Annotated in this window: 25 protein-coding genes and 1 tRNA gene; 19 read left to right on the top strand and 7 right to left on the bottom strand. The window is 68.0% G+C overall.

Annotation, left to right across the window (positions count from 1 at the left end; genetic code table 11):
• Positions 1–34: 34 nt before the first annotated feature.
• The 4 genes from rpsP (at position 35) to QUD34_RS04875 (ending at position 1,636) form a co-directional block, all read left to right on the top strand.
• The gene (gene rpsP, locus QUD34_RS04890; RefSeq protein WP_286355481.1) at positions 35–277 is read left to right on the top strand and encodes a 30S ribosomal protein S16; all 243 of its coding nucleotides are present in this window, start codon (positions 35–37) and stop codon (positions 275–277) included.
• Positions 278–340: 63 nt separating this feature from the next.
• Positions 341–595, top strand: coding sequence for a KH domain-containing protein (locus tag QUD34_RS04885; RefSeq protein WP_286355480.1), 255 nt, complete (start codon positions 341–343; stop codon positions 593–595).
• On the top strand, positions 596–1,147 hold the full coding sequence (locus QUD34_RS04880; RefSeq protein WP_286355479.1) for a ribosome maturation factor RimM: 552 nt from the start codon (positions 596–598) through the stop codon (positions 1,145–1,147).
• 3 nt (positions 1,148–1,150) lie between these two features.
• Positions 1,151–1,636, top strand: coding sequence for a DUF4442 domain-containing protein (locus tag QUD34_RS04875; RefSeq protein ID WP_286355478.1), 486 nt, complete (start codon positions 1,151–1,153; stop codon positions 1,634–1,636).
• A gap of 8 nt (positions 1,637–1,644) precedes the next feature.
• On the opposite strand, the gene QUD34_RS04870 is transcribed toward QUD34_RS04875, so the two are convergent.
• The 4 genes from QUD34_RS04870 to QUD34_RS04855 are packed head-to-tail and all read right to left on the bottom strand — an operon-like array spanning position 1,645 to position 5,266.
• Positions 1,645–2,217 carry a hypothetical protein gene (locus QUD34_RS04870; RefSeq protein ID WP_286355477.1) on the bottom strand — a complete coding sequence of 191 codons (573 nt, stop codon included), beginning with the start codon at positions 2,215–2,217 and terminating at the stop codon, positions 1,645–1,647.
• Between the two features lie 55 nt (positions 2,218–2,272).
• Complete coding sequence (locus tag QUD34_RS04865) at positions 2,273–2,890, bottom strand: MarC family protein (RefSeq protein WP_286355476.1); 618 nt, start codon at positions 2,888–2,890, stop codon at positions 2,273–2,275.
• A 4-nt stretch (positions 2,891–2,894) separates the two neighbouring features.
• Positions 2,895–4,667: a signal peptide peptidase SppA gene (gene sppA / locus QUD34_RS04860; RefSeq protein WP_286355475.1), complete on the bottom strand. Its 1,773-nt coding sequence runs from the start codon at positions 4,665–4,667 to the stop codon at positions 2,895–2,897.
• A 56-nt stretch (positions 4,668–4,723) separates the two neighbouring features.
• Entirely contained in the window at positions 4,724–5,266 is a 543-nt protein-coding gene (locus QUD34_RS04855) for an NADPH-dependent FMN reductase (RefSeq protein ID WP_286355474.1), read from the bottom strand.
• 83 nt (positions 5,267–5,349) lie between these two features.
• Here QUD34_RS04855 and QUD34_RS04850 point away from each other — a divergent pair, with 83 nt between their 5' ends.
• The 13 genes from QUD34_RS04850 to QUD34_RS04790 all read left to right on the top strand — a co-directional run bounded on the left by QUD34_RS04850 (position 5,350) and on the right by QUD34_RS04790 (position 20,140).
• Positions 5,350–5,778 (top strand): BrxA/BrxB family bacilliredoxin, encoded by a 429-nt coding sequence (locus tag QUD34_RS04850; protein WP_286355473.1) that lies wholly within the window; start codon positions 5,350–5,352, stop codon positions 5,776–5,778.
• Positions 5,779–5,821: 43 nt separating this feature from the next.
• A complete protein-coding gene (locus QUD34_RS04845; protein WP_286355472.1) occupies positions 5,822–6,940 on the top strand; it encodes a CaiB/BaiF CoA transferase family protein in 1,119 nt (372 codons plus the stop codon).
• Positions 6,937–7,332 carry a DciA family protein gene (locus QUD34_RS04840; RefSeq protein ID WP_286355471.1) on the top strand — a complete coding sequence of 132 codons (396 nt, stop codon included), beginning with the start codon at positions 6,937–6,939 and terminating at the stop codon, positions 7,330–7,332. Before QUD34_RS04845 ends, QUD34_RS04840 begins: the two co-directional genes overlap by 4 nt.
• Positions 7,333–7,380: 48 nt before the next feature.
• Positions 7,381–7,457 (top strand) — tRNA-Pro (locus tag QUD34_RS04835).
• A 473-nt stretch (positions 7,458–7,930) separates the two neighbouring features.
• Complete coding sequence (cutA, locus tag QUD34_RS04830) at positions 7,931–8,257, top strand: divalent-cation tolerance protein CutA (protein WP_286355470.1); 327 nt, start codon at positions 7,931–7,933, stop codon at positions 8,255–8,257.
• 47 nt (positions 8,258–8,304) lie between these two features.
• Positions 8,305–9,285 (top strand): class II fructose-bisphosphatase, encoded by a 981-nt coding sequence (glpX, locus tag QUD34_RS04825; protein ID WP_286355469.1) that lies wholly within the window; start codon positions 8,305–8,307, stop codon positions 9,283–9,285.
• Positions 9,286–9,294: 9 nt separating this feature from the next.
• Entirely contained in the window at positions 9,295–9,756 is a 462-nt protein-coding gene (locus tag QUD34_RS04820) for a DUF4442 domain-containing protein (protein WP_286355468.1), read from the top strand.
• 32 nt (positions 9,757–9,788) lie between these two features.
• A complete protein-coding gene (locus QUD34_RS04815; protein ID WP_286355467.1) occupies positions 9,789–11,813 on the top strand; it encodes a M13 family metallopeptidase in 2,025 nt (674 codons plus the stop codon).
• 56 nt (positions 11,814–11,869) lie between these two features.
• Positions 11,870–13,891 carry a M13 family metallopeptidase gene (locus QUD34_RS04810; RefSeq protein ID WP_286355466.1) on the top strand — a complete coding sequence of 674 codons (2,022 nt, stop codon included), beginning with the start codon at positions 11,870–11,872 and terminating at the stop codon, positions 13,889–13,891.
• Between the two features lie 7 nt (positions 13,892–13,898).
• Entirely contained in the window at positions 13,899–14,513 is a 615-nt protein-coding gene (locus tag QUD34_RS04805) for an outer membrane beta-barrel protein (RefSeq protein WP_286355465.1), read from the top strand.
• A 23-nt stretch (positions 14,514–14,536) separates the two neighbouring features.
• Complete coding sequence (locus QUD34_RS04800) at positions 14,537–16,186, top strand: dipeptidase (RefSeq protein WP_286355464.1); 1,650 nt, start codon at positions 14,537–14,539, stop codon at positions 16,184–16,186.
• Positions 16,187–16,303: 117 nt separating this feature from the next.
• Positions 16,304–18,082: a M1 family metallopeptidase gene (locus tag QUD34_RS04795; protein WP_286355463.1), complete on the top strand. Its 1,779-nt coding sequence runs from the start codon at positions 16,304–16,306 to the stop codon at positions 18,080–18,082.
• 15 nt (positions 18,083–18,097) lie between these two features.
• The gene (locus QUD34_RS04790) at positions 18,098–20,140 is read left to right on the top strand and encodes an OPT family oligopeptide transporter (protein ID WP_286355462.1); all 2,043 of its coding nucleotides are present in this window, start codon (positions 18,098–18,100) and stop codon (positions 20,138–20,140) included.
• 97 nt (positions 20,141–20,237) lie between these two features.
• On the opposite strand, the gene QUD34_RS04785 is transcribed toward QUD34_RS04790, so the two are convergent.
• From QUD34_RS04785 to QUD34_RS04775, 3 genes are read right to left on the bottom strand one after another with little or no spacing between them, the layout of a single operon-like run.
• On the bottom strand, positions 20,238–21,050 hold the full coding sequence (locus tag QUD34_RS04785; protein WP_286355461.1) for an inositol monophosphatase family protein: 813 nt from the start codon (positions 21,048–21,050) through the stop codon (positions 20,238–20,240).
• 2 nt (positions 21,051–21,052) lie between these two features.
• On the bottom strand, positions 21,053–22,549 hold the full coding sequence (locus QUD34_RS04780; RefSeq protein WP_286355460.1) for an SDR family oxidoreductase: 1,497 nt from the start codon (positions 22,547–22,549) through the stop codon (positions 21,053–21,055).
• Positions 22,546–23,223, bottom strand: a complete 678-nt coding sequence (locus QUD34_RS04775) for a Dph6-related ATP pyrophosphatase (protein ID WP_286355459.1) — start codon at positions 23,221–23,223, stop codon at positions 22,546–22,548. Before QUD34_RS04775 ends, QUD34_RS04780 begins: the two co-directional genes overlap by 4 nt.
• A gap of 69 nt (positions 23,224–23,292) precedes the next feature.
• Here QUD34_RS04775 and QUD34_RS04770 point away from each other — a divergent pair, with 69 nt between their 5' ends.
• Positions 23,293–23,835, top strand: a complete 543-nt coding sequence (locus QUD34_RS04770; RefSeq protein WP_286355458.1) for a NifU family protein — start codon at positions 23,293–23,295, stop codon at positions 23,833–23,835.
• A 66-nt stretch (positions 23,836–23,901) separates the two neighbouring features.
• Positions 23,902–24,903: a GAF domain-containing protein gene (locus QUD34_RS04765; protein ID WP_286355457.1), complete on the top strand. Its 1,002-nt coding sequence runs from the start codon at positions 23,902–23,904 to the stop codon at positions 24,901–24,903.
• Positions 24,904–24,973: the final 70 nt, after the last annotated feature.

The raw sequence follows: 24,973 nt of genomic DNA, 5'->3' as shown, positions 1-24,973 counted from the left end.
TTCCGCGATACACTTTCCTGCTCAGGGAGTGCCCATGCTTTCGATCCGTCTTGCTCGCAATGGTGCCAAGAAGCGCCCGTTCTACCACATCGTCGTCTCCGAGAACGACCGCATCCCCACTGGCCGCGCCGTGGAAGTGCTGGGCTTCGTGAACCCCATCGCCGGTTCCGGCGAGGCGGTCCGCATCGACGCCGAGAAGGCCAAGTCCTGGCTGCAGAAGGGCGCCCAGCCCTCCAAGACCGTGCTCGATCTGTTCAAGAAGAACCAGATCATCTAGCCCGATTCAGATCCATGAAAGCCGGGCCGAGGTCCGGCTTTCTTTGTTCCATGCGGAGCGACCATGAATCTTGAAGCCTTCCTGCGCGATGTCCTGACGCCCCTCCTGGACCACCCGGAGGCCCTCCGCATTGAGATCAGCGGCGAGGGGAAGAAGCGCGACGCCCTCGTCTTCGCCGATCCCAAGGACCGCGGCCGCATCATCGGCAAGCACGGGCGCATGATTTCCGCTCTGCGGACCCTCTGCAAGACCGCCGGCGAGAAGGCGGGCCTCGTGGTGGGCCTCGAACTCGATGACGAGGACGAGCGGGAGGCCTAGATGCTCCTCGCGGGCCATCTCGCCAAAGTGCAGGGACTCAAGGGCGAGTTCCTCTTCCATTCGGTCATGGACGAACCCGGGCGCCTGGAGGACATCCAGGGCCTCGTGCTGGCCCCGCCCCACCTGAGCCTGGAAAGCGCCGAGGCGGCCCCGCCCGCCCGCGCCGTCGCCCTGCGCAGCTTCCGCTGGCACCAGGAGCGCCCATGCCTGGCCTTCAAGGACATCCCCGACCGCACCGCCGCCGAACCCCTCAAGGGCTGGGCGCTCTGGATGCCCGAGGCCGCCGCCGAACTCCCCGAGGGCGAGACCTTCCGGCACCAGTGGATCGGTTGCGAAGTCTTCATCGCGGGCCGGAAGGTGGGCGAGGTGCTGCGCCTTGACCCCGGCCCCGCCGGCTACGACATGGTGGTGATGCGCGACCTGCGGCCCGGGCGCACCGGCCAGCGGGACATCCCCTACATCAAGGCCTGGTGGGCGCTGGACCTGCCGAATCGCCGCCTGGATCTCGATCCGCCCGAGGGCCTGCTGGATGTCAACCAGGTCGGGGACTGACCCGTGGCCGGGGCCCTGCAGCGCTTCAAGCAGACCTTCGGCATGCGCCTCTTCGGCTGGCTGAAGATCCCCCTCCTGGCCTCCGTGCATCCCAGCGTCGTGGAACTCAGCGAAACCCGTTGCGTGGTCCGGGTTCCGCTCCGGCGGTGGACGCGCAATCACCTGGGTTCGATGTACTTCGGCGCCCTGGCCATCGGGGCGGACTGCGCCGGGGGCCTGCTCGCCATGGATCAGATCAAGCGGTCCGGGCAGCCGGTGTCCCTGGTCTTCAAGGCCTTTCAGGCCACCTTTCTCAAGCGCCCCGAATCCGATGTCTACTTCATCTGCGAGGAGGGCGAGGCCATCCGCGACCAGGTGCGCCGCACCTTGGCTTCCGAAGACCGCATCACCGAACCCATGGCCATCCAGGCGGCGGTGAAGACCCCGGATGGCACCTTCGAGCCCGTGGCGACTTTCGTGCTCGAACTCAGCCTGAAACGCCGGAGCTGAAACCGGCTTCAGGAGCGGGCGACGATGCCTTCGATCCCCCGGGCGCAGCGGTTCGTGATGGTCTCGAAGGCCTCGACCACCTTGATGACCTCCCCCAGGGTCGTGAGGACCTCCCCGCGGAGTGTCCGCCCACCGGGCAGGCTCACGGGCTCACCGCCGTTGGCCGCGGCCCGGTTCAGCTGGTCCCGCCTCGTTTCGAGATAGTGCCGGACGAACGACCACCATTGGCCGAACTGGTTGATCCGGCGGGCCACCTTCTTCGGGAATCCCGCATCCTTGGGCTCCTTCTCGAATTGGGCATGCAACCCCTGGATCATCGCCGCGAGGTTTCCCTGGAAGTCGGGCCCCAGCGGCGTGCCCGCATCGAAGCGCTCATCCCCGAAGGCCATCCGCAGGTCCTCGAAATCCGCCCGCCGCGAGAAGGCCCCCGCGGCCTGCTTGGCCGTGGTTTGCAGCTCGGTCTCCATCGTCCGGACCAGATCCATGACCTGGCGGGCCCGCCGGGTCTCGCTCCGCTCACATCCGGTGGAAGCCACCATGAGCAGCATCAGGCCCATTGGCAGGCACGCACGAACCCTCATTCATCTGCTCCTGTACCTCCTATCGGAAGGATCAGGCGCATCTTGAGGGGGCTGGTCAGGCTCCCGCGAGGCGGATCTGGTGCACGAATTTCTCGATGCCCGCCAGCAGCATCTCGATGGCGATGGCGGTCAGCACCAGACCCATGAGCCGCTCGAAGGCCAAGGTGACCTGCTCCCCCAGGAAATCCGCGATCTTCTCCGCGAAACCCAGCACCACGGCCGAGATCGCCATGGCCACGGACAGGGCGCCCAGCCATTCCCAGAGCCGGTGCGGCTCGCGGCTGACCAGCAGCAGCACGGTGGCGATGGCCGACGGGCCGGCGATGAAGGGGATGGCCAGGGGCACGAGGAAGGGTTCCCCGTGGATGGGGTGGTCGGCCCCCCGGCCCTCGGGATGCGGAAAGACCATCTTCAACGCGATGAGGAAGAGGATCACGCCGCCGGCGATGCCGAGCGAGGTGTCCGTGAGGTGCATGAGGCGCAGCACCTTCTGCCCGAAGAACGCGAAGAAGAGCAGGATGGCGAAGGCGAACAGCACCTCGCGGACGATGATCCGCTGCCGCCGGGCCGGATCCACCTGGCGCAACAGCCCGATGAAGAGCGGGATGTTGCCCAGGGGATCGGTCACCAGCACCAGCAGCACGACCGCGGAGATGAAGGAGGAGGAATCCATGAAGCTATTTCAGGTCGAGGTCGAAGGGCAGCCTGGCGTAGACGCCCCTGGGATCGTTCAGCGAGGTCAGCAGGTCCACCTGCCGTAGGAGGCCTCCCGCCAGCGCATCCACGGGGCCCGGCTTCGCCAGCTTCCGGGGTTTGCCGCCCAGGCTCTTAAGCAACTCCTTGAGCGTGTCCTGCTCCCGCTCGGGGCCGACCAGGTAGTAGTCCCCGTCCGCCTTGGCCATGGTCGCCGCGTGCTTCACCGCCGCGCCGAGCCCGCCGATCTCGTCCACCAGACCCAGTTTGAGGGCCTCCTGGCCGGACCACACGCGCCCCTGCGCGATCTCATGGACGGCTTCCTTCTTCATCTTCCGGCTGTCGGCCACCTTGGCCACGAACTGCTCGTAGATGCGGTCCACCAGGCCCTGGATGCGCGTCAGCTCCAGGTCGTTCTTGGGCCGCGTCAGGGTCATGGGATTGGCCAACTTCGCGGTCTGCACGCTGTCCCAGGTGATGCCGTGCTCGTTGGCCAGCTTCTTCACATTGGGCAGCAGGCCGAAGACGCCGATGGAACCCGTGATGGTGCTGGGTTCGGCGAAGATGCGGTCCCCGTAGGTGCTGATCCAGTAGCCGCCGGAGGCCGCGAGGTGGCCCATGGACACCACCAGGGGCTTCACCTTCTTCGTGAGGATGACTTCCCGCTGGATGAGCTCCGAGGCGGAAGCGCTGCCGCCGGGGCTGTTCACGCGTAGCACCACGGCCTTGACGCGCTCGTCGAGGCGCAGGCGGCGCAGCTCCCGGCTGAGGCGTTCGCCGCCCACCTGGGTGGACTTGCCTTCGCCATCCACGATCTCGCCCTCGGCCACGACCACGGCGATGCGGGTCTTGCCGGTCTTCGCCTCGCCAGGGATGCCGGCGTAGGTCGCCAGGGTGATCTGGGGGAAATCCTTGTCCTTGGACTGCTTCCCGGCCAGCTTCTTCAGCTCGTCGAGCACTTCGTCATAGGGCGCGATGCGGTCGATCAGGCCCAGCTTCTTCGCCTCGTCCGCTTCGATCAGGCCCCGTTCGTCCGCGATGGCCTGCAGATCCGCCGGAGCCTTCTTCCGGTCCTTGGCGACCGTCTCCTTCCATTCGGACCAGATGTCGTCGAGCAGCTTCTGCACCTGTTCGCGGTTGGGTTCGCTCATGCGGTCGGTGATGAAGGGCTCCACCGCGCTCTTGTACTTGCCCACGCGGGTGACCTGAACCTCCACGCCGTACTTCTTGAAGGCCTCGCCGAAGAACATGGGCTCGCTGGCCAGGCCGTTCAGCTCCATCTCGCCGAAGGGGTTCATGAACACGGTCGTGGCACCGGCGGCCAGGTAGAAGTCCCGCTTCGCCCAGCCCAGGTTGTAGGCCAGCACGGGCTTCTTCGCCTTGAACCGCTGGATGGCTTCCCGCAGCTCCCGCAGCTGGGCGGGGCCCGCGCCCTGCAGGTTCCCCGTGAGGAACAGGGCCGTGATGCGGCTGTCGGCGGCCGCCCGGTCCAGGGCCTCGATGGCCGCCGGAAGCGCCTGGCTGTGGCTCCCGGCGCCGCCCAGGGCCTCGCTGAGAGCCTCGCTGGGTTCAGGATCGCGGTCGCCGTCCGACAGGCTGGTATCCAGGTCGAAGATCAGCACGGCCTTGGTCGGAACCGTGGGCTTGCCGGAGGAGCCGACAGCCGCCAGCAGGCCGAAGAACAGGAAGACGGCCAACCCGCCAGCCACCATCAGGGCCAGCAGGGCGGCGAAGAAACTCTTGAAGAAGTCCTTCATGACGGGCTCCGGAAAGGTCGTTCAGGATCGCACGAACGCGCCCCGGTGGCCGAGGCTCATGGATGGAGCCGCGCCGCCAGGGTGAGGAACTTCTCCAGGACCCTCGGGACCGAGGCGGCGGTGCGGGGATCGGTGGGTGCGCCCTCCGCATCCAGCTGCTGGTCCGCGTGGGGCACCGTGATGGCTTCCGGCAGGGCCAGCGCACCCATGTTGGCGAGGGTGGCCCGCCAGGCCACCAGGCCGCGGGCGCCGCCGAAGGCCCCGGGACTCGCGCTGCAGAGCAGCACCGGCAGGTCGGGCCAGGGGCTGGGCTTCATGGTGCTGAGCCAGTCCACGGCGTTCTTCAGGTGACCCGGGATGCCCGAGTTGTACTCCGGCGACACGATGACCAGCCCCTGGGCCTCCCGGAGGGCGCCATGCAGGGTCTGGGCTTCAGCTGAGGGCGCGGCCCCCTCCTCGTAGAGCGGCAGGCGCAGCGCCTCCCCCGTGAAGGCCGCCACCTCGTGGCCCCGGGCCTCCAACGCCCGGGCGAGGTGGTGCAGCAGGCGGGCATTGAGCGATCCGGCGCGGAGACTTCCGCCCACCAGTGCCAGCTTCATGGGTCCTCCCTTGGATGGGATCAAGTGTGATCTAGATCAATCTTGACTCGATTGGTAAACTTTTTGCTTGGACGGAGAACCTCATGTCGAACTATCCCGAATACATGGTCGCCCCGATGCGCGAGGAACTGATCCAGGTGGGCTTCCAGCAACTGCTGACGCCGGCCCAGGTGGACGCGGCGCTGCAGGCGCCCGGCACCACGCTGCTGGTGGTGAACAGCGTCTGCGGCTGCGCGGCGGCCGGGGCCCGGCCCGGCGTTACGGAGGCCCTGCGGACCCAGAACCTGCGCTTCGACCACCTCGTGACCGTCTTCGCCGGCATGGAGAAGGAGGCCACCGCCCGGGCCCGCGAGTACTTCGAGGGCGCCATGCCCACCAGCCCCCAGGCCGCCATCCTCAAGGACGGCCAGCTCGTCCACCTCATGCAGCGCCAGGATTTCCTGGGCCACAGCCCCGAGGAGATCGCGGCCACGCTGACGGCCGCCTACCGCCGGACCGTGGCCGCCAGCTGATTCCATCCCGGGACTTGAAGTAGGCTGGGCGTCGGAGAACCCGATGCCCAAGCCCCTGTCCCACTTCAAGATCGTGGATCTGTCCTGCGTGCTTGCCGGCCCGTTCTCCACCCAGCTGCTGGCGGATTTCGGCGCCGAGGTGCAGAAGCTGGAGCCTCCGGAAGGTGATCCCACCCGCGGCTGGGGCCCCCCTTTCGAGCACGGCGAGTCGGGCGAGAGCGCCTATTTCCGCTGCGCCAACCGGGGCAAGCGCAGCCGTCCCATCGACCTGCACACAGAAGAGGGCCGGACCGACCTCTTCGACCTGCTGAAGGACGCCGATGTGCTCGTGGAGAACTTCCGGGCCGACTCCGCGGACCGCCTGGGGCTCGGCTGGAAGCGGCTCCACGCCAAGTTCCCCAAGCTCATCCTGGCCTCCATCCGGGGGTTCGCCTCGGATGTCACCGCCTCGCGCCGCGCGGGCTACGATTTCATCATCCAGGCCGAAAGCGGCTGGATGGCCATCACCGGCGAGCAGGAGGGCCGCCCCATGAAGGTGGGCGTGGCCCTGGTGGATGTCCTGGCGGGGCTCTACTGCGCCAACGGCATCCAGTCCGCCCTGCTCCACCGCGAACGCACCGGGGAGGCCCTCCACATCGAGGTGCCCCTGATGGAGGCCGCCCTGGCGGGCCTGGTGAATGTCGCGGCGGGCGCCCTCATGACCGGGAAGCCCCCGCAGCGCTGGGGCAATGCCCATCCCCAGATCGTGCCCTACCAGTCCTTCCGGTGCAGCGACGGCGATGTGGCCATCGGCGTGGGCAGCGACCGCCAGTTCGAGGTGCTCGCCATGTGGCTGGACCTGGACCTGGAGGCCCGCCCCGAATGGAAGCAGAACCGGGGCCGCGTGAAGGACCGGGCGGAGCTCGTGGCCCTCATCGAGACCCGCACCCTGGCCAGCACCGTGGAAAGCGTGCTCGCCATGTGCGAAGCCAACGCCATTCCCGCCAGCCGGGTGCGGAGCGTGGACGAGGTGCTCTTCCGCAAGGGCGGCGAGCTGCATAACCTGCTGCAGCCCCTCTTCGAGGCGGAGACCAACACCATGATCCCCACCCTGGCCTCGCCGGTGCTGCTCAACGGTGAGCGCGCGTGCGCCGCCCTTCCCCCGCCCCGCTGGAAGCCATGAAGCGCACCCCGCGCCTCGTCCCCTTGGGGGCCCGCCTGCCCAACCAGAAGGCGGAAGCCCGGCTGCGCCAAGCCTGGCCCTTCGTTGTGGGGCCCGCCCTGGCGGACCGCACGCGCCCTCTGCGCGTGGAGCGCGATATCCTCGTCATGGGCTGCTGGGAGCTGGCCCGCATCGGCCCCCTGCGTGAAGCCGCGGCCGCCGTCTGGCCCCAGATCCGCGACCGCATCCGCCGGGCGCTCGGGCTCAACCTCTCCGGCCTCCAGGTCGTGCCCTGCGACCCCCCGGTGGAAACGCCCGCCGCCCCCAAGGACCCCGATCCCCTCCGCCGCGCCCTGCGCCTGCTCGAAGCCCGCCGCAAAGAGCGCATCCGCCTCGGCCTGGAGTCCGAATAGCTGCATGCTGGACGCCCCCGTCCGTTTCCAGTACAGTCAAACCTTCGTCGGGGCGTGGCTCAGCCTGGTAGAGCGCTCGGTTCGGGACCGAGAGGTCGGAGGTTCGAATCCTCTCGCCCCGACCAATAAGAAGGGGGCCTGCGGGCCCCTTCTTATTGGTCGGAAAAGCCGATGATTCGAACCTCCGAGTGGGACCGCCCGAGGCGTGCCTCTCCACCTGACGCATCCTCCGCGGGAGGATGCTCCCACTCGCTTCGCTCGCGGAGGTGGAGCCTCTGGCACGCCGAAGCGGGGCCGGCACACGGCGCAGCCGGATGCGTTCGAAGCCCAGCCTGGATGGGCCGAGCCCCCAGAAGGGCCAGCGACCAGCCTCCGAGCGGGACCGGCACACGGCGCAGCCGGGTGCGTTCGAAGCCCGGCCTGGCTGGGCCGAGCCCCAGAAGGGCCAGCGACCAACCTCCGAGTGGGACCAGCCGAGGCGTGCTTCAAGCGCGTGGTCAGACCACGCGCAGGTCCATTCTCGCCTTTCGTGATCCGCGGCTTCCCGTCTCCCGGGCTACAATGATCGGTTCCGCCCGCCGGACGGGGAGCCCACTCGATGACCGATGCCTGCACCATCTTCACCACTTGCGGCAGCGAGGAAACCGCCCTGACCATTGCGGCGGCCCTGGTGGACCAGGCGTACGCGGCCTGCGTGAACATCGTCCCCAGCATCAAGAGCTACTACTACTTCAAGGGTGAGACCCACCTGGATGAAGAGGTCATGCTGATCATCAAGACCACCCGGGAGCTCTTCCCCCAGGTCTCGGAAGTGATCACGGACCTGCACACCTATGAGGTCCCCGAAATTCTGATGTTCCCGGTCGAAGAAGGCTCCGAGCCCTTCCTCGACTGGATCCGCCAGAGCGTGAACCGGCTGGCCTGACCCGGCCCCGCCCTCGACCACGACGCCGTCTACCCGGGAGTACCCCCATGGAACATACCCTGTCCCTCGAATTCCTGCGGGTGGTCGAAGAGGCTGCCCTCGCCTGCGCCACCTCCATCGGCCATGGCCGCCGCAAGCACAGCGACAAGCTCGCCGTGGAGGCCATGCGGAAGGCCATGGAGACTGTCCGCATGGATGGGACCATCGTCATCGGCGAAGGCGAGCGGGACGAGGCGCCCATGCTCTACATCGGCGAGAAGGTGGGCATGGGGGCGGATCTGGACGGGGACCACCCGGCGGTGGACATCGCCGTGGATCCGCTGGAAGGGACGAACCTCTGCGCCACGGGCGCCTCCAATGCCATCGCCGTCCTGGCGGCCACGGAAAAGGGCGGCCTGCTCCACGCGCCGGACCTCTACATGGAGAAGCTCGTGGTGGGCCCGGCCGCCAAGGGCAAGGTGAGCCTCGACGCCCCGGTGCAGGAGACCCTCGACATCATCGCCAAGTCCCTGGACCGCCAGGTCTCCGAGATCACCGTCAGCGTCCTCGACCGCGACCGCCACGCCCAGCTCATCGCCGACATCCGCAAGGCCGGCGCCCGCATCCAGCTCATCGGCGATGGGGACCTCAGCGCCGCCATCAGCGCCGCCGTGAGCGGCACGGGCATCCATGCGGTGATGGGCACCGGCGGGGCCCCCGAGGGCGTGCTGTCCGCCGCCGCCCTGAAGTGCCTCAATGGCGAGATCCTGGGCCGCCTCAAGGTGGACACCAACACCGCCAGCCGCGAAAAGGCCGAAGCCATGGGCGTGGACTTCAACCGCATCTACCGCACCGACGACCTCTGCCCCGGCAAGCAGGTGGTGTTCGCCGCCTGCGGCGTGACCCACGGCAACCTGCTGCAGGGCGTGCGCCACTTCGGCCACGGCTCCCGCACCTCCAGCCTCATCCTCACCTACGGCAGCCGCCAGGTGCGCTTCATCGACACCGTCCACATCAAGGACGGCGAGACCGTGACGGTGCGCTTCTAGGCCCTGGCCTTGCGTGAATCCCTCCGCACCCGCCTCTTCCGCTGGGCCTTCAACCTGTGGCCCTGCTTCCGCGGCACGGGCACGCGGGTGGCCTTCATCGCCGCCGACTGGTCCGAGATCCGGGTCCGCCTCCCCCTCTCCTGGCGGACCCGCAACTATGTGGGCACCATCTTCGGCGGCAGCCTGTACGCCGGGGTGGATCCCTTCTACATGCTTATGCTGATCCACCGGCTCGGCCCCGAGTTCGTCGTGTGGGACAAGGCCGCCTCCATCCGGTTCCGCAAGCCGGGGCGCAGCACGCTGAGCGCCACCTTCCGGGTGGACGAGGTCGAGGTGGCGGAGATCCGCCGACTGCTCCGTGAGCAACCCAAGGTGGACCGCACCTATGCGGTGGACCTGCGGGACGCCGATGGCGTCGTCCATGCGGAAATCCAGAAAGTGGTTCACATATCCCTTCGAATTCCTTCCTGATAGGCTTTTAGCCTCATCTTACGAGGTCATTAATGGCAACCCCCCTGCGCGCATCCCTCTGCCTCTGCCTGGGCCTGGCGGCCTTCTCCCTGGTGGCCCAGCCCAAGCCGGGGGTCGACCCCGCGAACCTCGACACCACCGTGAAGCCCTGCGACGACTTCTACGCCTACGCCAACGGCGGCTGGCTCAAAGCGCACAGCCTCCCGGCGGACAAATCCCGGTACGGCACCATGGAGGAACTGAGCGAGCGCAATCGCGCCATCCTCAAGCAGATCCTGGAGGAGACCAGCGCCAAGACCGCCTGGGCCAAGGGCAGCGTCCAGCAGAAGCTGGGCGACTTCTACGCCTCCGGCATGAACGAGGCCGCCATCGAGAAGCGGGGCCTGACGCCGCTGAAGCCGGTGTTGGCCACCATCGATGGACTGAAGGACGCGAAGCAGCTCCCCCTCCTCCTGGCGAAGCTGCACAACCAGGGCCTGCCCGGCGGCTTCGGCTTCTTCGTGCGCCAGGATGCCAAGGAATCCACCCACTACCTGGGCTATCTCAATCAGGGGGGCACGGGCCTCCCCGACCGAGACTACTACCTGAAGGATGACGCCCGTAGCCGGGACATCCGCGCCAAGTACGAGGCCCACATCGCCAGGATGCTGGAGCTGGCGGGCGATGCCCCCGGCCTCGCCCGGGCCCGCGCCAAGGTGGTCCTGGACCTCGAGACCCGCATGGCCCAGGCCCAGTGGACCCGCGTGGAGATGCGGAACCCGCAGATGACCTACAACAAGCGGACCCTGGACAAGCTGGTCTCCGAAGTGCCCGGCTTCGACTGGAAAGGCTACTTTCAGGCCCGGGGTGTGAAGCAGGCGGACCTGAACCTCACCCAGCCGTCCTTCTTCCACGCCTTCGGCAAGCTCGCCGCCGAGGTGCCCGCCCCCCAGTGGCGCACCTACCTCCGCTGGCAGGCTCTCAGCGCCACCGCCAACCTGCTGCCCAAGGCCTTCGGCGAGGAGTCCTTCGCCTTCCACGGCAAGGTCCTGAACGGCACGCCCGAGCGTGAACCCCGCGCCAAGCGCATCGAGGCCAGCACCGACGGCATGCTGGGCGAGGCCCTGGGCCAGCTGTATGTGAAGACCGCCTTCCCGCCCGAATCGAAGAAGCGGGTGCTCGACATGGTGGAGAACCTCCGGGTGGCCCTGCGCGAGCGCATCACCAACCTGGACTGGATGGGCGCCGACACCAAGCAGCAGGCCCTCAAGAAGCTCAATGCCTTCGGCGTGAAGATCGGCTATCCCGACAAGTGGAAGACCTACGCCTTCGAGGTCAAGCGCGACGACTACTTCGGCAATGTGCGCCGGGCGGCGGCCTTCCGCATCCAGGAGAACCTGGCCAAGCTCGGCAAGCCCATCGACCGCAGCGAGTGGGGCATGACGCCGCCCACCGTGAACGCCTACTACAGCCCCACGATGAACGAGATCGTCTTCCCCGCGGGCATCCTCCAGCCGCCCTTCTTCGATCCCAAGGCCGATGACGCCGTGAACTACGGCGCTCTGGGCTTCGTCATTGGTCACGAGATGACCCACGGCTTCGACGACAGCGGCAGCCAATTCGATGCGGAGGGCAACCTCAAGAACTGGTGGACCGACGCGGACAAGAAGGCCTATGCCTCCCGCACCGACCTGGTGGTCAAGCAGTACGACGCCTATGAGCCCATCAAGGGCGAGCATGTGAACGGCAAGCTCACGCTGGGCGAGAACATCGCCGACATCGGCGGCCTCAAGATCGCCTTCGCCGCCTACCAGAACAGCCTGAAGGGCAAGGCCGTCCCCGCCCCCATCGACGGCTTCACCGGTCCCCAGCGCTTCTTCCTCGGCGCCGCCACCGTGTGGCGCAACCACATCCGCGAGGCCGCGCTCTCCGTGCGCCTCAAGACCGATCCCCACAGCCCCGGCCGCGAGCGGGTCAATGGCCCCCTCTCCAACCTGCCCGAGTTCTACGAGGCGTTCGGCTGCGCCGATGGCCAGGCCATGAAGCGGGACGCGAAGGTGCGTCCGGCCATCTGGTAATCCGCTCCACGACTCCGGGAGGCCCCGCCTCCCGGAGCTAGATGAAAGGAACTGCGTTGAACCTTCGATCTGCATGGCTCGTCCCGACGCTGGTGGCGTCGCTCATGGCGGAAACGCCCGCCCGCCCGGAGGCCCGGCCCATCCTCGGGGTCGATCCCGCCCACATCCACGCGGCCGCCTCCCCCTGCAAGGACTTCTACGCCTATGCCAACGGCGCCTTCGACAAGGTGGCGATCCCCGGCGAGTACGCCTCCTACGGTGTGAACCAGGAGATCGATGAGCGCAACTTCGCGATCCTGAAGGGCATCCTCGAAACCTCCGCCCAGACGGGTGGCCCCAAGGGCAGCATTCCCCAGCGCGTGGGCGACTTCTACGCCTCCGGCATGGACGAGGCCCTCATCGAGAAGGAGGGCCTCGCCCCCCTGGCGCCCCTCTTCGCCGCCATCCAGGCCGTGAAGACCCCCCAGGGCCTCGTGGCCCAACTGGGCCGGCTCCATGCCCTCGGCATCCACGCCGGGTTCAGCTTCGGCGTCCAGGTCGACGACAAGGACAGCAGCGCCATGATCGCCAGCTTCTGGCAGGGCGGTCTCGGGCTGCCCGAGCGCGACTACTACCTGCGCCCTGGGAAGGAGGCCGAGACCATCCGCCAGGCCTATGAAGGCCATGTGGCCCGGATCTTCACACTGGCCGGAGACGGCGCCGAGGCCGCCCGCGCCGCGGCCCGGACGGTCATGGCCCTGGAGACGAAGCTGGCCCAGGCCTCCCGCACCCTCGTGGCCCTGCGGGATCCCCAGGCCAACTACCACAAGCTGGCCCGCAAGGACCTCGCGGCCACGGCCCCCCTGGACTGGAAGGCCTATTTCGCCACCGTGGCCCTTCCCGCCGGGGAAACCCATGTGCTGGTTGGCCAGCCCGAGTTCTTCAAGACCCTGGGCGGCCTCCTCGGCTCCGAGCCGATGGGGACCTGGCAGGTCTACCTCCGCTGGCATGTCCTGCGGAGCGCCTCGCCCTTCCTGGGATCCGCCTTCGTCAACGAGAACTTCGCCTTCTACGGGAAGACGCTCTCGGGCACCACCGAACTGCGCCCCCGCTGGAAGCGCGTCCTCGCCGCCGCGGATCGCGCCCTGGGTGAAGACCTCGGCCAGCTCTTCGTGAAGACCGCCTTCAGCCCGGCCGCCAAGGACCGCGCCCTCCAGATGGTCCACTTCCACAAGGAGGCCATGCGGGCCCGCATCCTGGCCGCCGACTGGATGGTCGAGGCCACCAAGGCCCAGGCCCTCAAGAAGCTCGACACCATGCGCAGCAAGGTGGGCTACCCCGACCGCTGGCGCGACTACGGCAGCCTCCAGGTCTCGCGCCGGCCCTATGTCCTGAATGTCCAGGCCGCGGCCGTCTTTGATTTCCAGCGCCGCATGGCCAAGCTCGGCAAGCCGGTGGACCGGAACGAGTGGCACATGACGCCGCAGACCAACAACGCCTACTACGACCCCAGCCAGAACGAGATGTGCTTCCCGGCCGGCATCCTCCAGCCCCCCTTCTTCGACGAGAAGGCCGATGACGCCTCCAACTACGGTGCCCTGGCCTCCACCATCGGCCACGAGCTGACCCACGGCTTCGACGACCAGGGCCGGCAGTACGACTGGCAGGGCAACCTGAAGGACTGGTGGACCGCTGAAGACGCCAAGCGCTTCGAGGCCCGCGCCAACCACATCGTGAAGCAGTACGACGCCTTCGAGGTGCTGCCGGGGCTGCACATCAACGGCAAGCTGACCCTCGGTGAGAACATCGCCGACATTGGTGGGCTGCGCGTGTCCTACGAGGCCTTCAAGCTGGCCACCAAGGGCAAGGCTCTGAAGTCGGTGGACGGCTTCACGCCGGACCAGCGGTTCTTCATCGCCTTCGCCCAGGGCTGGCGCACCAACCAGCGCACCGAGCAGCTCAAGCTGCAGGTGACCACGGATGTGCATTCGCCCGTGAAGTGGCGCGTGCTGGGACCCGTGGCGGATTTCCCCGAGTTCCGCCAGGCCTTCCAGTGCGAGGCGGCCCCCACCGGCCAGGCCGCCACGGCCATCTGGTGAGGCGGGGATGAAACCCCTTCTCGTCGGCCTCGCTATCCTGGCCAGCCCCGGTCTCGCCGCCCAGGACAGCCCTGACGGCAACCGCATGGGCATCGGCCTGTCCGCGGTGGCGCCGGTCGGCACCTGGGGCTCCTCCTTCGCCACGGGCTTCCAGGCCGGACTCCAGATCCACTTCAACCGGGAGAGCCGCCACCTGGGCCGCCTCCGCATCGACTACCTGCAGTCCGACACGAACCACCCCGTCCAGGTCGGGGTCTGGGGAATCTGGAACGGCACCGCCTATGTCCCCACCCCCCAGCTGGCCGACAGCCGGATGGAAGGCTATTCAGTGGCCTACGAGTGGCTGCCCCACCTGGAAGGCCACAGCCGCAGCGGCCTGTATGGCATCTTTGGCATGGGCGGTACGCTGTGGAATGAAACCCGGCGGAACATCACCACCTACCCTGGCACCTACACCGATTCCGACCTGGGCTTCACCCTCAGCGCCGGCGCGGGTTGGAGATTCAACCCCCACGCCGCCCTGGAGGCCCGGTTCGTGAACACCGACCTCTCCTTCAACGGCCACCATCGCTACGGCTCGACCCGCTCCTACCTGGCCTTCGGCACCAGCCTCCGCTTCTGAATCCCTCTTCCACAAGGATCCCCATGCGCATCCGTCCCTTGGTCCTCCTCACCACCCTCCTGGCCGCCGGCGCGGCCCTGGAGGCCTGCACCAACCTGCTCGTGACCAAGGGCGCGAGCAAGGATGGCTCCACCATGATCACCTACGCCGCCGACAGCCACACGCTCTACGGCGAGCTCTACTTCAAGCGCGGCGGCCGGCACCTGCCCGGCGAGAAGCGGGACATCCGCGAATGGGACGGCGGCTACACCTTCGACACCGGCAAGCTGCTGGGCCAGATCCCCGAAGCGCCCGTGACCTACACCCGCGTCGGGAACATGAACGAACACCAGCTCACCATCGCCGAGACCACCTTCGGGGGCCGGAAGGACCTGGCGGGCCCCAGCGGCATCATCGACTACGGCAGCCTCATCTACATCGCTCTGGAACGCGCCAAGACCGCCCGCGAGGCCATCGAGGTCATGACGAAGCTGACGGAGGAGTTCGGCTACGCCAGCTCCGGCGAGAGTTTCTCCATCGCCGACCCCAACGAGGTGTGGATCCTCGAGATGATCGGCAAGGGCAAGGGCCAGAAGGGCTCGCTGTGGGTCGCCTACAAGCTGCCCGACGGCACCATCAGCGCCCACGCCAACCAGGCCCGCATCCGGCAGTTCCCCCAGAACGATCCCAAGACCGCGATCTACAGCAAGGATCTGATCCCCTTCGCCCGCGAAAAGGGCTGGTTCAAGGGCGAAGACAAGAGCTTCAGCTTCGCCGACACCTACGCGCCCCTGACCTTCGGCGCCCTCCGCGGCTGCGAGGCCCGGGTCTGGAGCATCTTCAACCGGGCCGCCAAGAGCCAGAAGATCCCCATGGACTTCGTGAAGGCGGAGAAGGGCGCCAAGCCCATGCCCCTCTTCATCAAGCCCGACCAGAAGCTCGATGTGCGCGATGCCATGGAGCTCATGCGCGACCACTACGAAGGCACCGACTTCGACATGACCAAGGACTTCGGCGCCGGCCCCTACAAGCTGCCCTACCGCTGGCGGCCCATGGGCTTCAAGATCGATGGCCAGGACTATGTCCACGAGCGGGCCATCAGCACCCAGCAGACCGGCTTCTCCTTCGTGAGCCAGGCCCGCTCCTGGATGCCTGATCCCGTGGGCGGCGTGCTCTGGTTCGGCGTGGACGACACCTACACTACGGTCTATGTGCCCATCTCCTGCGGCATCAAGGAGACGCCCAAGGCCTTCGCCATCGGCACCGGCAACTTCGATGCCTTCAACTGGGACAGCGCCTACTGGACCTTCAATTTCGTCTCCAACTACACCTACACCCGCTGGAGCGACATGATCGTCGATGTCCAGAAGGTGCAGCGCGAGTTCGAGGGCCGCTACCTGGCCGACCAGGCCGAAGTGGACCGCACCGCCCTGGAGCTCTACAAGCAGAACCCCGGGGCCGCCCGGGAGTACCTCACCCAGTACGCCGCCAAGGAGACCGAACAGCTCATGGCCCGCTGGAAGAAGCTGGGCGAATTCCTCATCTGGAAGTACATGGATGGGAATGTCCGCAACGAGAAGGGCGAGGTCACCCATCCCAAGGCCCCCGAGGATTGGCTGCGCTGCATCGTCAAGGACCACGGCGAGGTCATCAAGGTGAAGAAGGTCGAGGGGCTGGCCCTCGACGAGGAATAGCCCCAGGCTGAAAGCCTGCGGTTTTCAGTAGGAAGGCCCCGCGATGCGGGGCCTTCCTACTTGTGACGCCCGCCGTTCCTGGCCCCGTGGGATGATGTGCGGTTCCCCGAGGTCCCCATGCGTCACCCGGATCCGCATTCGTACTACGATTCCGCCCAGCCAAGGGCCCGGCGCCTGCGCCTGAAGCTGGGGGTGGACTTCGCCGCCAAGCGCATCGACGGCGAAGTGGTGCTGGAGTTCGGCAGCGCGGTCTCGGGCACCCTCGACCTCGACACCAAGGGCCTGGAGATCCGCTCCGTGCAGGTGCCGGGCCACGGCCCCATCCCCTGGGAACTGGGCGAGGCGGACGCCATCCTCGGCCAGCGGCTGCGCCTGGAGGTGCCGGCAGCCGCGCTGGAGGTCGCCATCAGCTACCGGACGGGCGCCGAGGCCATGGCCCTCCAGTGGCTGGATCCCGAGCAGACCGAAGGCAAGGTCGCCCCCTACCTCTTCAGCCAGTGCCAGCAGATCCACGCCCGCACCATGGTGCCCTGCCAGGACACGCCCATCGCCCGCGTGGCCTATCTCGCGGAAGTGACCGTGCCCGAGGGACTCACCGCCGTGATGTCGGCGGGCCCCGCCGGGGATGAGGCCCTCGGCGATGGCCGTCATGTCTACCGCTTCACCATGCCCCAGCCCATCCCCTCGTACCTGCTGGCCCTGGCCGTGGGACGGCTGGAATCGCGGGATCTCAGCCCCCGCGCCCGGGTCTGGGCCGAGCCGGAGACCGTGACCGCCGCCGCCTGGGAATTCGCGGGCGTGGAGGACATGATCGTGAAGGCGGAAGGCCTCTTCGGCCCCTACCCGTGGGACCGCTACGACATGCTCGTGCTGCCCCCCTCCTTCCCCTACGGCGGCATGGAGAACCCGCGCATGACCTTCCTCACGCCCACCCTGCTGGCGGGCGACCGCAGCCTGGTGGATGTGGTCGCCCACGAGCTGGCCCACAGCTGGACCGGCAACCTCGTCACGAACGCCAGCATGGAGCACTTCTGGCTGAACGAGGGCTTCACCGTGTGGGCGGAGCGCCGCATCCTCCGCATCCTCCACGGCGACGACGCCGCCGCCCTCGGCTGGGCCATGGGACAGAAGGCCCTCGAGGACAGCCTCGACCGCTTCAAGAACGAACCCCAGCTCACCGTGCTGCGCATGCACCTGGAAGGCATCGATCCCGATGACGCCTTCTCCAGCATCCCCTACGAGAAGGGGGCGCGGCTGGTGGCTGCCCTGGAGCGGGAGGTGGGCGAGGAACGCTTCCTGCACTTCATCCGCGACTACATGGACTCGTTCCGCTTCACCTCCATCACCACGGAGCAGTTCTGCGCCTTCGTGGAGGCGAAACTCCCGGGAGCCCTCGCCGCCGTGGACGCCCGCGCCTACCTGGACCAGCCGGGCCTGCCCGCCACCGCCCCCGAGTTCCGCAGCGTGCAGCTGGATACCCTCACCGTGCTGGCCGAGAGCTGGACCGCTGGAGGCCGCCCCAGCGCCCACCAGATCGCCAGCTGGAAGCCCGCCGAGCTGCAGGTCTACCTCCAGAAGCTGCCGCGCCAGCTCACTCAGGCCGATTGCGCCTGGCTGGACGAGCACTTCAAGCTCATGGGCCGGGGCAACCACGAGATCCTCGTGGAGTGGCTGACGCTGGCCGCCGCCGCCGACTACGAGCCGGCCTTTGCGCGCATCCGCGAGGTGCTGGTGCGCGTGGGCCGCATGAAGTACCTCCGGCCGCTGTATGGCGCCCTGGGCCAGCATCCGCGCACCCGCGCCCTGGCCCGGGAGATCTTCGCCGCCGCCAGTCCCGGCTACCACGGCCTGTCGCGCCGCGTGGTGGCATCCGTCCTCGAAGCCTACCCCGCCTAGCGCCCAGGAGCCTCCATGTCCCACGGATCCGAACCCCAGGAGATCAAGGGTCTGCCCGCGAACGCGCGGCGGGCGCTGGAACCCGGTGAGAGCTACATCCCCCTGGTGCCCCAGGACGGCGTGCCCGAAACCACCCCCCGGGCCATCACCATGGGCCTCATCTTCTGCGCGATCTTCAGCATGGCCGCCGCCTACCTGGCCCTGAAGCTGGGCCAGGGCATCGAAGCCGCCATCCCCATCGCCATCCTGGCCGTGGGCCTCAGCCGCTTCTTCCCCCGCAAGAACACGATCCTCGAGAATGTCATCGTCCAGAGCATCGGCGCCAACAGCAGCCATGTGGTGAGCGGTGCCGCCTTCACCATCCCCGCCCTCTACATCCTCGCCCAGACGCCCGGCAGCGGCGTACCCACGCCCACGCTGTGGCAGGTGGTGCTGGTGAGCTTCCTGGGCGGCTGCATCGGCATCCTGTTCCTCGTGCCCCTGCGCCACCATTTCATGGTCGAGAATCACGGCATCTTCCCCTGGCCCGAAGCCACCGCCACGGCCGAGATCCTGGTGACGGGGGAGAAGGCCGGCAATCAGGCCAAGGAACTGGCCGTGGCCGCGCTCATCGGCGCCGCCTACGACGGCGTCGTCTCCATCTTCCGGGGCATGGGCGAGTACCTCCGCCTGGAGCATGTCTGGGTGGGCCGGGCCCTCCGCGACCGGTTCATGTCCTTCAACTTCCTGAACAGCGCGGCGACGCTCGGCATCGGCTACATCATCGGCCTGAAATACTCCGCCGTGATCGCCGCCGGCTCGTTCTTCAGCATGTTCGTGCTGGTGCCCCTCTTCCACGCCATCGGCCAGTATGTGCCCCTGGTCGTGGCGCCCGGCACCAAGCTCATCGCCGACATGACGCCCGAGCAGGTCTTCTTCGCCTACATCCGCATCGTGGGCGTGGGCGCCATCGCCGGCGCCGGCATCATGGGCGTGGCCGCCTCCATGCCCAACATGATCCGCAGCATCATCAGCAACATGAAGGCGCTGATGAACCGGGACGCCGCGGCCGAATCGCCCAAGGCCATCCGCACGGAGCGCAGCCTGGCGGGCTCCATGATCGCCGTGGGCCTCGTCACCTGCACCGTGGGGACGATGGCCTTCCTGAGCTTCGGCCTGGGCATCCGGAACGCCCTGGTGCCCGCCCTGGTGGCCACCCTGGTCGTCATGATCATCGCCTTCTTCTTCGCTCCGGTGGCCGCCCGCGCCATCGCCACCATCGGCACCAACCCCATCAGCGGCATGACCATGCTCACCCTCGTCATCACCGGCGTGCTGATGCTGAAGCTGAACTTCACCGGCGGCTACGGGATGTTCCTCACCATGATGGTGGGCGGCATCGTCTGCACGGCCCTGGCCGCATCGGGCGCCTTCAGCACCGACCTGAAGATCGGCCACTGGATCGGCGCCACGCCCGCCCGCCAGATCGCCTGGAAGTTCGTGGGCACCTTCGTCGCGGCCCTCTTCACGGGTATCGCCATGTGGCTCATGGCCAAGCAGGTGAACCTGGACGGCACCATGGCGCTGGGCTCCTCCATCCCCGCGCCCCAGGCCAGCGCCATGAAGGCCATCCTCGAAGGCATCTTCGGCACCGTATCCATGCCCCTGCGCTGGTACGCCTTCGGCCTCGGGGTGATGCTCTCCATCGTGCTGCGCATGGTGGAGCTGCCGGCCCTGGGCTTCGCGTTGGGCATGTACCTGCCCATCGAACTCAACACGCCCCTCTTCCTGGGCGGCCTTCTGGCCCACTGGGTGAACCGGCCCAAGGCGGGCACCAGCGAGGCCGACGCCAAAGCCCGCGAGAACCGCGGCGTGCTCATCGCCAGCGGCCTCATGGCCGGCGGCGCCATCATGGGTGTGGTGGCCAGCTTCATCAAGCTCAAGTGGACCGAGGGCTTCCCCCTCCTCACCGCCCACCAGGCCGAAGGGGCCCTCGGCGAATGGCTCGGCCTCGCCGCCCTGGTGGCCCTCTGCCTCTATGTCGTCGTCTACAGCCGGCAGGCCAAGGGCGAGGCGTAACCCTTGGTTGACTGATCCACCACGAAGATACAAAAGCACGGAGTAAAGCGGCCCAGGCTTTCTTCCTGTCTTTGTGTGTTCGTGGTGAATCTTTTCTCTAGGCTCGGAGGCTCTCGATCAGTTCCAGCTGCACGCCCTGCGTCCCCACCACCAGGTTCCCGCTCTCGAACCACCCCTGCCCGCCGTCCCAGTCGGTGAGGACGCCGCCGGCCTCCTGCACCAGCAGCGCGCCGGCGGCCAGGTCCCAGGGCTTGAGGCCCAACTCGAAGTAGCCGTCGAAGATGCCGCAGGCCACATGGGCCAAGTCCAGGGCGGCGCTGCCGGCCCGGCGGATGCCCTTGGCTCTCGGGAAGACGCGGTCCAGCGCCGCGTTGAACCTCGGCCAGCGGTCGCCCAGCTGGAAGGCGAAGCCGGTGGCCAGGAAGGCTCCGTCCAGGCCCGCCTGCTGCGAGACGCGCATGGGCTTCCCGTTCCAGGTGGCGCCCTGGCCCCGCGCGGCCAGGAAACAGTCCTCGCGCAGAGGATCCAGCACGCAGCCCACCACGGGGCCGTCGGCGTCCCACAGGGCCACGGAGACGCACCAGTGGGGGAAGCCCTGCACGAAATTCAAAGTGCCGTCCAGGGGATCGACAATCCAGCGATGCGCCACGGGGGGACCGCCCGGCCCTTCGCCTCCCCGCGCCTCGGGCGGGGTGAACCCGCCCTCCTCGCCAAGAAACCCGTACCCCGGGAAGCGAGCGTGCAGTTCGGCGCGGATGGCGGCCTCGGCGTCGCGATCCGCGGCGCTCACCACATCGTTCTTGGTCTTCTCGGTGATGGTGGCGGGGTCGAGCCGGCGGAAGTAGCCGAGCAGGATCTTGCCCCCGGCCCGGGCCGCGGCTACGCAGGCATCCCGTTGCGCTTCATGCATGATCAGGCCCCCGGGCCTGATTGTGTCATGGCGGCTTCGGCGCGGCGCTTCAGGGCGCGGATCATCCCCGGGAACACGAACAGGTGGAAGGGCAGGACGGAATACCAGTAGAGGAGGCCCAGGAGGCCATGGGGCTCGAAGAACGCGGTCTGCTCCAGCCGGGAGCCGTCCCCTTCGACCCGCACGGTGAACTGCAGCCAGGCCCGCCCATCCAGCCTCATCTCGGACCGGAGGCGCAGCAGGCGCTCCGGCTCCAGGGCCTCCACGCGCCAGAAGTCCACGGGATCGCCCACGCGGAGGTCCCGCGGGTGGCGCCGTCCCCGGCGCATCCCCAGGCCGCCCACCGCGCGATCCAGGAACCCCCGCGCCTGCCAGAGCCAGTTGCCCGCAGGCCAGCCGTTCTCGCCCCCCAGCGCGCAGAAAGCCTGGAACACGGCCCGGGGAGGGGCCTTGACATGGCGATGATGGCGCTCGAGGAACATGCCCTCGTGGGAGCCGAGGACCTGCTCCTCCTGCTCGCGGGAGAGGCTCGTGGCCCAGGTGGTCTCCACCGCATCCTCATCCAGGCGCTGCAGGGCCAGGACCAGGGCGTCGCGGTAGGCCATGGGTCGCACCCGGAAAACCTCCAGGGCCCGGGGATCGCGGACCACCACCTCGGTGGTCATTCCTTCGATCAGGGGTTTGACCAGCTCCAGGGGGATGGGCGTGACCATGTCCACCCACAGGGCGGACAGGATCGGCAGCGGCACGCGCATGGGGAGGATGAGCCGGCGGAGGCCGCGGATCCCGGCATAGCCCAGCATCATCCGCCGGTAGTCGAGGACATCCTGGCCGCCGATCTCGAAGACGCCCTCCACCTCAGGGTGCTCGAGCGCTTCCGTGAGGTAGCCCAGCACATCGCGCACACCGATGGGCTGGCAGCGGGTGTTCACCCAGCGCGGGGTGATCATGATGGGCAGCCGCTCCGTCAGGTGGCGGATCATCTCGAAGCTGACGCTGCCGCTGCCCACGATCACCGCGGCCCGGAATTCCAGCACCGGCACGCCCGAGGAACCCAGGGCGGCCCCCACTTCCTGGCGGCTGGCCAAGTGATCGCTGCGGTGGCGGGCGGGATCCCCCAGACCTCCGAGATAGATGATCCGGCGCACCCCGGCCTTCGCGCAGGCGGCCGCGAAGGTGAGGGCCTGCCGCAGATCCCGCCCCCGGAAATCGGGGCTGTCTTCGGCCATGGCGTGGACCAGGTAGTAGACCTGGGACACTCCCTGCAGCGCAGCCTCGAGGGATGTCGGGTCGGACACATCGCCCTTGACCAGCTCCACACCCGGCCAGGGACGACCCGCCAGCCGCTCGGGATTGCGGGCGAGGCACCGGATCCGGCGGCCTGCCGCCAGGAGCCGAGGCACCAGGCGGCCCCCGATGTAGCCCGTGGCGCCGGTCACCAGGATGAGCGGCTTCCCCGGGTCCATCCGGTTGGCGCCCTCGGGCCGCGGCGAAGTCATGCGGGCACCAGGTCGGCGAAGACAAAGCCGTCGCGCGCCACCACTTCACCTCCCCGGACGGCCACCGGGTGGCGGAACATCGGCCCATCCCAGGCGAAGGTGTGGAACTCCCCCCGCTCGCCGCAGGGATCCACCGCCGGGGGGAGATCCGCCAGCAACGAAGTGTCAAAGTCGCGACCCGCGAAGGACGCCCCCAGCGCGCGGGGATCCACGCAGACCAGGGTGGCCTTCAGCCCGGCGGCCACCATGTCGGCGGCGACGGTGGCCGTATCGGGATTCCAGATGGGGAAAAGAGGCCTGAGCCCGGTCCCCGCCAGCTTCTGGATGCGGTAGTCGCGGACATCCTCCAGGAACAGGTCCCCGAAGGCCATGGCCTCGACCCCGGCCTCCACCGCCCGGGCACAGACCCGGGCCATGCGGGCCTCATAGGCCTCGTTGGAGCAGGGCCAGGGGAGCGGCACCTTCCACAAGGGCAGACCCGCGGCCTCCGCCTGGGCCTCCAGCAGGGCCTCCCGGACCCCGTGCATGGCCACGCGGTCGAAGGCCTCGTTGGTGGTGGTGAGCAGCCCCACCACCTCCACCTCGCTCGACTGCCGGAGGACATGCAGGGCCCAGGCGGCATCCTTGCCGCTGGACCAGCTCAGGAGGGCCTTGGTCCGCGTCGTCCGTGTCATGGGATCTCCGATTCCAGTATGTCTCTCGAAATTCCTGACGGATTTGGTAAACTTTATAGGGAGCCCTCCATGCCCAAAGTCATCAACATCGAACCCACCCCCAATCCCGACGCCCTGAAGTTCCTGGTGCACCCGGCCATCCTCAAGGCGGGGTCCCGGTCCTTCAAGGATTTCGGCGCCGCCGTGGGTGATCCGCTGGGTTCCAGTCTTTTCGGGCTGGGCAAGGTGACCTCCGTCTTCTACATGGACCGCTTCGTCACCGTGAACAAAGAGGCCTCGGCGGAGTGGAGCGACCTCATCGATCCCATCTGCGAGGCCATCGAGGATCTCAAGCTGCCGGAGGACGCCACCGGCGATGTGGCCGCCCAGCCCGGAGGCGATGCCGACGCGACCCTGGAGCGCATCAACCAGCTGCTGGACAGCCGCATCCGCCCCGGGCTCGCGGGGGATGGTGGTGGCCTGGAGGTGATCTCCTTCGACGGCCAGACCCTCCAGATCAGCTACCACGGGGCCTGCGGCTCCTGCCCGTCTTCCACCAGCGGCACCCTGCGCTACATCGAGGGATTGCTCCAGGAGGAAATCAGTCCCAGCCTCCGCGTCGTCAGCTGGTAAGTTCCCCCCTGCCCTTGCACCCCGTGAAAAGCCCGGCACCCTAGGGGGGGACAACTGGAGATGAGCGTGAGCCCAGCGAAGGTGGCCAAGCGACGCAGCGCCAAAGCAGATCACCTCGCCGCGCTGGCGGATCTCCTGAATGCCAGCCGGGCCAATCCGGTCCACCTCTTCGAGCACGGCCTGGCCCTGCTGGTGGATCGCCTCGGCGTGGACCGGGCCATGCTCACGCGGGTCACCGGCCTGGGCTACGAGGTGTTCTGGTGGGCCGTTGGAAACGGGGCCACCATGGCCGGCGTGTTCGAGGCTCCCGAGCAGGGGTTCTGCCCCTGGGTCATGGCGCATCCGGATCGGCCCCTCACCATCCGCGATGCGGCCTCCGAAGCCCGATGGCACAAGAGCCCCGCCTGGACTGCCCTCGGCATCCGGGCCTATGCCGGCGTGGCCCTGAAGATCGGCGACCAGGCCGTGGGAACCTTGTGCGTGCAGCATCACGCGACCCGCACCTTCGACCACGGCGAGGTCGCCCTGATCCGCGCCATGGGCGATCTCATGGCCCGCACCCTGGAATCCGAAAACCTGAAGCAGGAGCTCCGGTCCGCCCTCGAAGCCCTGGAACTGAGCAGCGCCATCGTGGAGGACAGCGCGCTCCAGAGCCCCCGGTCCGGCCTTCCGAATCGCCACTACCTCGACATCTGGCGGCGGGCCTCGCTCTTCATGGCCCGGCGTCGCCAGGAACCCATGGCCCTCGCCCTCTGGTCCCAGCCCATGGTCGCGGGCACCAAGGGGCGCCTGGGCGCGGCCGTAGCCCATCTGCGGGGCGAGGATCTCATCATCGAGCTGTCCGCCGACCAGTACCTCCTGCTCATGCCGCACACCAACGAAGCCGGCGCAGAGGTGCTGCTGAAGCGGCTTCACGAGACGCTCGGTCACCACCCCACCGGCGCCACGCTCTGGCTTCCCGACGGGAAGGACATGACCTTGAAGTCTGCTTTGACGCGCGTGGGCAAAGCCTTTACGGACGCCTGTCGCGAGGGATCCGCGCTGGTCTGGATTCGTCCCAAGGGATGACCCGCAACCTGCGCGCTGGCCCGTTCCGCGGGTCCATGGGAAGATGAAAGGCTCTGGTACGGCCGGTGAA

Origin of the sequence: Geothrix oryzae (genome assembly GCF_030295385.1) — a bacterium.
Lineage (GTDB): Bacteria > Acidobacteriota > Holophagae > Holophagales > Holophagaceae > Geothrix > Geothrix oryzae.
The sequence above is the reverse complement of the archived record's forward strand: the minus strand, read 5'-3'. Positions and strand labels throughout refer to the sequence as shown.